9 protein-coding genes are annotated in these 6,368 nt (G+C 56.3%); all 9 read left to right on the top strand.

What is annotated here, in order from left to right; all coding sequences use genetic code 11:
• Nucleotides 1-129 precede the first annotated feature (129 nt).
• On the top strand, nt 130-1,011 hold the full coding sequence (locus tag G544_RS0117815) for a Mu-like prophage major head subunit gpT family protein (protein ID WP_027275842.1): 882 nt from the start codon (nt 130-132) through the stop codon (nt 1,009-1,011).
• Between the two features lie 70 nt (nt 1,012-1,081).
• Nucleotides 1,082-1,636: an HI1506-related protein gene (locus G544_RS20955; RefSeq protein ID WP_036024511.1), complete on the top strand. Its 555-nt coding sequence runs from the start codon at nt 1,082-1,084 to the stop codon at nt 1,634-1,636.
• Entirely contained in the window at nt 1,636-2,079 is a 444-nt protein-coding gene (locus G544_RS0117805) for a gp436 family protein (protein WP_027275841.1), read from the top strand. The genes G544_RS20955 and G544_RS0117805 overlap by 1 nt, the downstream gene beginning before the upstream one ends.
• Entirely contained in the window at nt 2,079-2,630 is a 552-nt protein-coding gene (locus G544_RS0117800) for a DUF1834 family protein (protein ID WP_036024507.1), read from the top strand. Before G544_RS0117805 ends, G544_RS0117800 begins: the two co-directional genes overlap by 1 nt.
• A complete protein-coding gene (locus G544_RS0117795; RefSeq protein WP_027275839.1) occupies nt 2,627-2,824 on the top strand; it encodes a DUF2635 domain-containing protein in 198 nt (65 codons plus the stop codon). The genes G544_RS0117800 and G544_RS0117795 overlap by 4 nt, the downstream gene beginning before the upstream one ends.
• A complete protein-coding gene (locus G544_RS0117790; protein WP_027275838.1) occupies nt 2,821-4,287 on the top strand; it encodes a phage tail sheath subtilisin-like domain-containing protein in 1,467 nt (488 codons plus the stop codon). Before G544_RS0117795 ends, G544_RS0117790 begins: the two co-directional genes overlap by 4 nt.
• 10 nt (nt 4,288-4,297) lie before the next feature.
• Nucleotides 4,298-4,660 (top strand): phage tail tube protein, encoded by a 363-nt coding sequence (locus G544_RS0117785; protein ID WP_027275837.1) that lies wholly within the window; start codon nt 4,298-4,300, stop codon nt 4,658-4,660.
• Nucleotides 4,657-4,998: a phage tail assembly protein gene (locus G544_RS0117780; RefSeq protein ID WP_027275836.1), complete on the top strand. Its 342-nt coding sequence runs from the start codon at nt 4,657-4,659 to the stop codon at nt 4,996-4,998. Before G544_RS0117785 ends, G544_RS0117780 begins: the two co-directional genes overlap by 4 nt.
• 240 nt (nt 4,999-5,238) lie before the next feature.
• Nucleotides 5,239-6,368: hypothetical protein (locus G544_RS0117775; RefSeq protein ID WP_147654626.1), on the top strand; the 1,130-nt coding region annotated here is incomplete at its 3' end.

Raw genomic sequence — 6,368 nt, 5'->3', positions numbered from 1 at the left:
CCCCGCCGAAATCGACCGTCAGTATCGCGTCCCTGTCTGCTCAGGAAAGGGCGGTATGTGCGGCAACGGGCATTTCTGAGGCTAAATACCTCGCCACCAAAAAAGCACAAATGAAGGGTTAATCACGCTATGGAAATTTCACAAGCCGCGTTAGCGGCACTCTATACCGCCGTCAATACGGCATTTAACACCGGGCGTGGTAACTACACCCCGCTTCATGAGCGTATCGCGACTATCGTTCCATCGACGTCCGGCTCCGAGAACTACGCGTGGCTGGGGGAGTTTACTCGCCTAAAAGAGTGGGTGGGTGAGCGTGATGTTAAAGAGATGTCCATCAGCGACTACACGGTGAAAAACGTCAAGTACGAAGCCACCGAAGGTATTCTCGCTGAGTATATCGAAGATGATACCTACGGCGTGCTGATGCCGAAGTTTGAAGATATGGGTTATGCGGCGGCCTCGCACCCCGACGAGTTGGTCTTCCAACTGCTGGCAAACGGCTTTACACAACCGTGTTACGACAAGCAGAACTTCTTTGATACCGACCATCCCGTCGGTGAGAAGATGGTCTCCAACATGCAGGCGGGTGAAGGCTCTGCATGGTATCTGCTGGACACCTCACGTCCGTTAAAGCCGCTGCTGTTTCAAAAGCGACGCGACTATCGCCTTCAGGCTAAAACCGATCCGGCTAGCTCCGACAAAGTCTTCATGACTGACAACTTCCTTTACGGTGTTGATGCTCGTGTCGCCGCTGGTTATGGCTTTTGGCAACAGGCGTTTGCCTCCAAAGCTGAGCTTAACGAGGACAACCTCAACGCCGCTATTACCGCCATGATGCTGTTGGAGTCTTCTCAAGGCCGCCCGCTAGGGATTGTGCCTAACCTGCTGGTTGTTGGTCCACAAAACCGTGCTGCTGCCAAGCGTGTGGTTGAGGCGGAGAACAAGGCGGGAGGTGAAAGCAACATCAACTACAAGGCCGTCGAAATCGTCGTCGTTCCGTGGCTGCGTTAACGCGCGTTTAAACCCGGTTTAAACGGGGTTTGCGCCCCGTTTATCACGCACTTAAAGGACTCGAAATGCTATGCAAAACGATATTGAACATGCTGAGGCGGTTGAGGTGGTGGGCGTGTTGGTGGTCAACACGGCTCACGACGGCTATTGCCGCGCGGGTTTCCGCCTTAATCGCGGTGAAAACACGCTGCCGCCGGTTACCGCGCAACAGTGGGCATTACTGGAGGGCGATCCGCGCCTGCACGTGTCGGTTATCGCCGATGATATTCCGCCCGCTCCTTCCGGTGAGGAGGGTTCGGCGTCGGGGTTCATGGTTGATAACGTCTTACCATCCAGCCAGTTAACCGCGATGCGCGATGACGTTCTGTCAGCGGTGGCGGAGAGCGGCGGCGAGGACGTTGTGAGTACCCCTATCCCTGAAAACCTTGAGCCGGTCGGCGAGCAAGTCCCACCGCCTGTGGATGAGCGCCTGCTTGCGGCAGTCATGGCCTGCAAGATTGAGCCGCGCGAGAAGTGGTTTACCAAAACCGGCACGCCGCTTCTAAAGCAATGGCGCGAGTTCGTGCGCGCTGACTTGAGCGCGGATGACATCAAGGCCGCCTTAGATGTGCATGGGGTGAAGTAATGGCTTACGCGACCGTTGCTGACATGAACGTCCGTTACGGTCGCGACGTTCTTCGCGATTTAGCGGAAGAGAAGATTGACTGTGACGATAGTGGACAGCCGCTACAGACCGTCGAGCAGGTGATTGAAACCGCGCTTGCCGATGCCTCTGCTGCTATCGATGGCTATATCGACGTTCGGCTCCTGTTGCCGCTTAAAAAGGTGCCTGCGGTACTTATCCGCCACACCTGCATTCTGGCGCGTTACGCGCTGGAAAGTGGCGCGGCGACAGAAAAAGCCGAGAAAGAATATGAGGCCACTATTCGTTTTCTGGAAAAGGTCGGGGCGGGTGATATCAGCTTTGGCTTAACGGCTGATGACCAAGTACCGGAGTCTGGTGATGTGGTCGTCTTTGAGTCGGCAGGCTCGGTCTGGACGCGTAAAGGTTCAAAGGGGTTTATCTGATGGATATCGTTGTTCCGCGCACTGCCGCCATTCAAGCCGAATTGATAGCGCTCGTCAAAAAGGCGTTTGGCAAGACCCTTAAAAAAGTTGAGGGTCTTCCCGGAGCGTGGACGGAGACGACCGTCAGGCGAATTGTGATGGCCTCGCCCGCCGTTTACGTGGCGTGGATAGGCAGTCGCCCAAGTTCCCGCCCCGATACCGTTATCAGCTCATGGGCGCTGTTTTCCGTGGCCGGTGCGCTTTCGGCGCAGCCACGCGACCCGATTGCCGCACATGACATTAACGACCGTTTGATTGGGTTGTTGAATAACCGTCGCCTTGAGTCTGCCTGCATGGGGGCGGTGTTCACCCAAGCCGCCAACCTCTACACCGACACCAGTGCCAAAACGGGCATTGTGGTCTGCGGACTCTATTTTGATATCCCTCACGTCCAGCCGGTCAGTGTGGATGAGGGTGATATCGGCAACTTTGATACCTACTTCCACCAATGGGCGGAGCCTGACGGCACACCGGAGCAGGAATCGCTTAATACAGGGCTTTATGACCAATGAACGAACTGCATATCAAACCCGTTTCAGGGCGCGTCGTGCGTGACCCTGAAACCAATGAACCGCTGAAAACCGAGGGGGAGCGCAAGCCCAATCTCGGTTACTGGCAGCGCCGCTTACGTGACGGTGATGTGGTGTTGGTTGATAGCGACGCCAACCCGGCACCCGCAAAAACACAAAAGGGAGTCAAGTCATGAGCATCGCTTATGAGACTATCGACAATACGGTACGTGTTCCGCTGGCGTATATCGAATTCGATAACAGCGGCGCGGTAAAGGGGACGCCTGCGCTGCAATACCGTACGCTGATGTTGGGCTTGCGCCTGTCATCTGGCCGCGTATCAGCCGGGGAGCCTATGCGCATTACGCGCTCTGATGCAGCAACAGACGCCTTTGGTCAGGGGTCGCAGTTGGCGACTATGGCCCGTGCGTTCATCAACGCCAATCCGACCGCTGACCTGTGGTGTCTGGCCGTGGATGATGATGAAGACGGCACCCGTGCCACCGGCACGATTGTCTTGACGGGTCCCTGCACGACCGCTGGTCAAATCACGCTGATGATTGCCGGAGTAAAAGCCTACGTCAACGCCAAGGTGGGTGACACGGCCGCTGCGCTGGCACAGAAAATCGCGACAGTCGTCAATGATGATGCCTCGCTGCCCGTAACGGCTGGGGTGGTTGATGCGAAAGTGACCTTCACAGCTAAATGGTCGGGGCTGACCGGTAACGACATTGACCTGCGCATTAACTACTACACCGGTGAAATGCTCCCCGAAGGCGTGGGCTGCACCATTACCCCGATGGCGGGCGGTGTAGGTAATCCAGATTTGGGGGCGACCATTGCCGCCTTTGGTGAGACGTGGTGGCAGTTTGTGGTTAACCCGTTCACCGATACGGCCAACCTTGACCTGCTGTCTGCCGAGTTCGTCAGCCGCTGGGGCGGGATGCGCCAAATCGACAGCACCTGTTTTATGGCCTATCGCGGCACTTACGCGCAGACATCGGCCTTTGGTACGGCGCGCAACGATTACCTGTTCTGCACGATGGGCACCAACCGCGCCCCCGAACCGGCGTACATCTGGGCGTCAGTGCTGGCGGCGGTGTCGGTGAAGTCGCTCGCCATTGACCCGGCGCGACCACTACAAACGCTGACGTTGACCGGCCTAAAACCACCGTCTGTTTCCGACCGCTGGACGTGGCAGGAGCGCAACCTGCATCTGTATGACGGTGTCAGCGTCTACAGCGTAGATGCGGGCGGGTATGTCCAGATTGACCGCTGTATCACCATGTACCGCGTCAACAAGTACGGCAGTCCTGACCCGAGCTATCTGGATGTGGAAACCATTGCGACCCTGTCATACATCCGTTACGCCATTCGTACTCGCATTACGCAGAAGTTTCCGCGTCATAAGCTTGCGGACGACGGTACGCGCTTTGGCCCCGGTCAGCCGATGGTGACACCGCGCATCATCACCGATGAGCTACTCGCGCTCTTTACTGAGCTTGAGGAAAAGGGGCTTGTCGAGAACTTTGAGGCGTTTAAATCGACGTTGATTGTCGAGCGCAATGCCGACGACCGCAATCGTCTTGATGTGCGTAGCAACGAGGATTTGGTCAACCAGTTCCGAGTCTATGCCCATGCAATTCAGTTTGTACTTTAAGGGGGCCTAAATGGCTGGAAGTAATTTGCAGTATCAGGGGAAAGCCTTTGTCCGTGTCAACGGGCAGGAATACCCCACCCTTGACGGTGCGACCTTCACTATCGGCGGGCAACAGCGCTCGCCGGTGATTGGTTACAAGGTGTACGGCTTTAAAGAAACGCCGCTACAGGCCACCGTACAGGCGACGTTTCCCAATCATACCACGCTGTCGCTGGCGGATATCAACGGTATGGTGGATGCCACTATCATTTTTGAAACCGATATTGGTAAGCGTCTTTTGATGTCGCGAGCTTGGAATACCGGACAGTCTACCTTGTCCGGCGGTGGGGATATCTCAACTACGTTTGAAGCTACGGAGGCGCAAGAACTATGAGTACGACCGTGACCTTAACCACTGGTCTGAAGGTGGGCGAGGAATACCACCGTGAGGTGGATATTCAGGAGCTGACGGCGCAACACATGATTGATGCGGACGCGGCCAGTGAGCGCGTGGTGGAATCCCGTAACGGCCCCGTTCTGGTGAAATCCCCCTCTCGTATGACCTATGAGCTGATGCGCCGCGCGGTTAAACGCATTGGGCCGATTAATGGCCCTATCTCTATCGCCGAGCTGGGCAAGCTCACCATAGAGGATTTGTCAGCGCTGGAGTCGGCCATCTTTAACCACCAAGAGCAGTCGTTGTCGTCTGCGGTGGAACGCGAGGGGCGATAGTTTGCGGCGCGTTCGTAATATTGAGCGCGCTGCTCTGAAAGTGGGGATGCGGTTAAACGGTGTTGAATGGGCGTTTAACCTGCCCCTGTCCCGTCTGGTACGTTATTTTACATGGTTGGAAGCCTGATGAGCAGCCAGAACCGCGCAAGATTTATTGTTGATTTGACCGGGAACGTCGCCCAGCAGGCGCGCCGCTTCGGGGCATCTATCCGCTCGTTGGGTGCGGATGGCTCCCGGTCTATGCGCGTCTTTCGGGGAGCGATGGGGCTTGCCAATGGCGCACTGGACAAGTTTGATAACCGCCTGACCGGTCTTGTGACCGGCGGCGGTATGATGATGCTCGCCAAGAACGTCGGTAATACGCAGCAGCAGCTCACCGAAGTCAGTACGCGTTACAACATGGTTGCCGACCAAGCGGCCGCGTTTGACAGCGCGTTGTGGAAAAATGCCGCCGACTACAAGATGGTTCAGGGGGAGTTACTTTCCGCCGCCAATATCTTCCTTGAAAAAACCAATAGCCCGGACGCGGCCATCGCGCACATGGATAAAATCGCGGCAGCCATCAAGGGCATCGGACTCAGTTCCGAAGCGTCCGGCCAGCTCGTGGCCTCCATGTGGAATGATGGTATTCGCTCCTCTGAGGAAATGATGAAGGTGCTGGATGGCGTTGCGTCGCTGTCGGTCGTCGGCACCGGCAACATCAATGAGCAGGTCAACGGCATTTTAAGCCTGACAAAGGGCACGTCTTGGAACCGTTCCGGCGAGATGCTTGAACTGCTGAAAATGCAGCGTTTGGGTAGCTCGGAATTTGGTAGTGACGCGCAGGTCACGGCCGCTTTGCAGCAGGTGTATGCCGCCACCAAAGACCGCGAAAAACTCCGCACGATGGAGCGCAACGGCGTCAAGGTCTGGAAGGACAAGTCAAAAGGCGAGCTGGTCTCACCTAATGAGTTGATGCTGAGTATTGGTGAACGGTCAAAGTACAAAGAGCGCAACCTGAAAACCATCTTCGATGGCGATACGTTGAAGTTCGCGAAGTCATTCGCTGACCCAGAAAAGCAGGCGCAGCTTAAAGCGCCCGTTGACACCATCGACGGTCTGGTCAACGAAAAGGCCACCCGCAACGTACAGACCTTTAACGGCGCACTACAGTCGTTGATGACAGCCGGTGAGCGCTGGGCCAACCTGAAGCTGGCGAGGCCGCTACAAGAGTTTGCGGACGCTATTAATGCCCTGTCACCGGAAGAGCTTCAGAGCTATGCCAAAACGTTAACAGTGACGGCAGGCGCGATTGCTGGCGCAGTGGTTGCACGCAAGGGGTATCGCCTCGGTAAAGCCGGTTATGACTTTCTGAAGGGGCCTAAAGGGGG

This window comes from Leminorella grimontii ATCC 33999 = DSM 5078 (assembly GCF_000439085.1).
GTDB classification, from domain to species: domain Bacteria; phylum Pseudomonadota; class Gammaproteobacteria; order Enterobacterales; family Enterobacteriaceae; genus Leminorella; species Leminorella grimontii.
This window is presented reverse-complemented; position numbering and strand designations above follow the sequence as displayed.

Bases quoted from the DNA above. Each gene is read 5' to 3' on its own strand.
- G544_RS0117815 (WP_027275842.1), top strand. From the start codon at position 130: ATGGAAATTTCACAAGCCGCGTTAGCGGCACTCTATACCGCCGTCAAT.
- G544_RS20955 (WP_036024511.1), top strand. From the start codon at position 1,082: ATGCAAAACGATATTGAACATGCTGAGGCGGTTGAGGTGGTGGGCGTG.
- G544_RS0117805 (WP_027275841.1), top strand. From the start codon at position 1,636: ATGGCTTACGCGACCGTTGCTGACATGAACGTCCGTTACGGTCGCGAC.
- G544_RS0117800 (WP_036024507.1), top strand. From the start codon at position 2,079: ATGGATATCGTTGTTCCGCGCACTGCCGCCATTCAAGCCGAATTGATA.
- G544_RS0117795 (WP_027275839.1), top strand. From the start codon at position 2,627: ATGAACGAACTGCATATCAAACCCGTTTCAGGGCGCGTCGTGCGTGAC.
- G544_RS0117790 (WP_027275838.1), top strand. From the start codon at position 2,821: ATGAGCATCGCTTATGAGACTATCGACAATACGGTACGTGTTCCGCTG.
- G544_RS0117785 (WP_027275837.1), top strand. From the start codon at position 4,298: ATGGCTGGAAGTAATTTGCAGTATCAGGGGAAAGCCTTTGTCCGTGTC.
- G544_RS0117780 (WP_027275836.1), top strand. From the start codon at position 4,657: ATGAGTACGACCGTGACCTTAACCACTGGTCTGAAGGTGGGCGAGGAA.